Raw genomic sequence first — 2,158 nt, 5'->3', positions numbered from 1 at the left:
TTATGTGCAGGCAGACCGGGCTAGTGCCTCGGGTATGGGCAGTATGATGGGAAACATGATGGGGGGTGATTCGCCTGACCACGAAGGCATGCGTGCCATGATGTCACCGGAGAATCGTGGACCCATGCGTACCGGGATGGAATTGTTCCAAGTGCATGCAGAGGTGCATCGCAAAGTGACTTTTCTGCCTAATGGGATACACGCGGTCACGATTTCGGCCGTGCCACATACGGTTGCATTACTCCAGGCACATGTGACCCAGATGTATCAGCGCCTGGCGGAAGACCAACCTTTCCCCTATCCGGCCAGTCGAAGCGTTCCCGTCATGTTCGCTCATCCAACGCTATATCAACGAAAACTGGACTATCTCAAGGATGGAGTGGCGGTGACAGAAACGTCGTCAGATCCGGAAATGATCCAGGTGATTCATGCCCACGCGCGTGAAATTACGCGCTTTGTCAAAGAAGGCATGCCTGCGATGATGCGGGGAATGATGTCCTCATGAGACGCAGGAATGCGGACTCAATATTTCAGGCTGTTTTGGATGCAACAGCGTGAATTTTTTGCCGGTGTCCGCATCCTTCTCTTTTGAACCATCCCGGATAGTGAACCTTACGGTCGGACCCCAGCTATATCGCCATCCTGAAGAATCTATAGATGGACCAATTGCCTAAATTTCAGTTGGGATCGTCCACTCTGTAAATTATCAAGTAGGTGAGCAGCATCAGAATGACCAGTGTTAGCGATATGCTCACCGGACCCGTACCCAGACCAAGGCCACCGAACTGAATGGGTTTGTCTGTCCAATCTGCGAAAGAGGCTCCCAATGGTCTGGTCAAAATATAGGCAATCCAGAAGGCAGCTATTTCATTAAGATCGAACATGAAATATGCAATCACGGGAATGCCAAACATTATGACAAACAAGATCGCCGATTCAAGGTAGCCTAAATCCAGGCTCGATGCAGTCATGTCACCAGCGGCGGTGCCCAACGCAAAGGTGGCTACAATGGTTGCCCAATAAAAAGCCTCGCGCTGAGGTGTATGCACACTGTGAATGGAAAGCGTCTTTTCTTTGAGTTTCCAGATTCCCAGAATCCCGATCAATGCCATCAGAAAAACGGATGTCGAGATATCATAGGGGACACCCAGTACGACATGGGTAACGTCCGCTATTTGAGTCCCGAAAATACTTACCATGATGACAGAAAACCAGTAATAGTGTGCCTTATATTGATTGCTACGCATCTGCAGCCAGAGAGCAATCAGGAATAATAACCCGCAACCAATAACAGCCAGATAGGGGTTCGTGTGAAAAACGAGAAAATCTGACGTAGCCTCTCCCATGGCAGTAGTCAGGAGTTTCGCTATCCAAAAATAGGCAGTAATTTTAGGTACCTTCAGGAGGGGTGCATTTCCGGAAGTGCGGTTGAAGACGGCTGTGTTCATTGACGGTTCCTTATTTTCCCTATCATGAAGCTGGTAGCAAGGTGATAAATCAGCTTGTCTACCCAGTATGTCAAAAGTCTTGATATGATTAACGCCATCCTTAGATCAAAGCGAAAAGCCTGGAAATAAGGACAAAAGGGTATTCACAATGTCACTACAGGCTGGAATACCCAGAAGCTATTAATCTGGAATAGAGATTTTATACCAAAGTGATGCACCGATTAAAGCAATTAAATAATTCTTACCAGGTTCTGTTCCAGAATGAATGGATGAGATGAACTTCATCTTCCGCCAGCTGTGACTCGATGTAAAAAACTAAAATCCCCTAACTACGTTGTCCATTATGGTTTTGGGGACAACACGCGTGCTGATGCACAGTGTATTATTTCTTTGCAAGAGTAACGACCACATAGATGCTCGCTTTACCCTGACGGACCAACATGGGAATGGGTTGGTCTTTTGGTAACCCGGCGACAATGTGCGCCAGCTCGCTGACATTGCGGACATCCTGCTGATTGATCTGCTGAATGATCATTCCGGGCATCAGTCCCGCTTCAGCAGCAGGGCCTTCACTGACACCTACCACCACCACACCATGGTGGACATCCAGTTGTTTTTCAATATCTGGAGTCAGATTTTGAACATGAATATCCATCCGGCTGATTTTCACAGTCTTTGCAGGCGCTGCCGGTTGGGTACTGCTGGACTGC

General features: G+C 48.0%; 3 protein-coding genes. 1 reads left to right on the top strand and 2 read right to left on the bottom strand.

Annotated elements, in window-relative coordinates; all coding sequences use genetic code 11:
• A partial coding sequence (locus BLW97_RS18635) for a hypothetical protein (protein ID WP_207650651.1) occupies positions 1-505 on the top strand: 505 nt, incomplete at its 5' end.
• Between the two features lie 172 nt (positions 506-677).
• Here BLW97_RS18635 and BLW97_RS18630 read toward each other — a convergent pair.
• Together BLW97_RS18630 and BLW97_RS18625 are read right to left on the bottom strand one after the other, a co-directional pair.
• Positions 678-1,448: a COG4705 family protein gene (locus BLW97_RS18630; RefSeq protein WP_075324216.1), complete on the bottom strand. Its 771-nt coding sequence runs from the start codon at positions 1,446-1,448 to the stop codon at positions 678-680.
• 382 nt (positions 1,449-1,830) lie between these two features.
• Positions 1,831-2,158 (bottom strand): PDZ domain-containing protein (locus BLW97_RS18625; RefSeq protein WP_169829336.1); only part of this gene is annotated, 328 nt, incomplete at its 5' end.

The organism is Acidithiobacillus albertensis, from assembly GCF_001931655.1.
GTDB lineage: Bacteria > Pseudomonadota > Gammaproteobacteria > Acidithiobacillales > Acidithiobacillaceae > Acidithiobacillus > Acidithiobacillus thiooxidans.
The sequence above is the reverse complement of the archived record's forward strand: the minus strand, read 5'-3'. Positions and strand labels throughout refer to the sequence as shown.

Coding starts and splice junctions, on each gene's coding strand:
- BLW97_RS18630 (WP_075324216.1), bottom strand. CDS start 1,448: ATGAACACAGCCGTCTTCAACCGCACTTCCGGAAATGCACCCCTCCTG.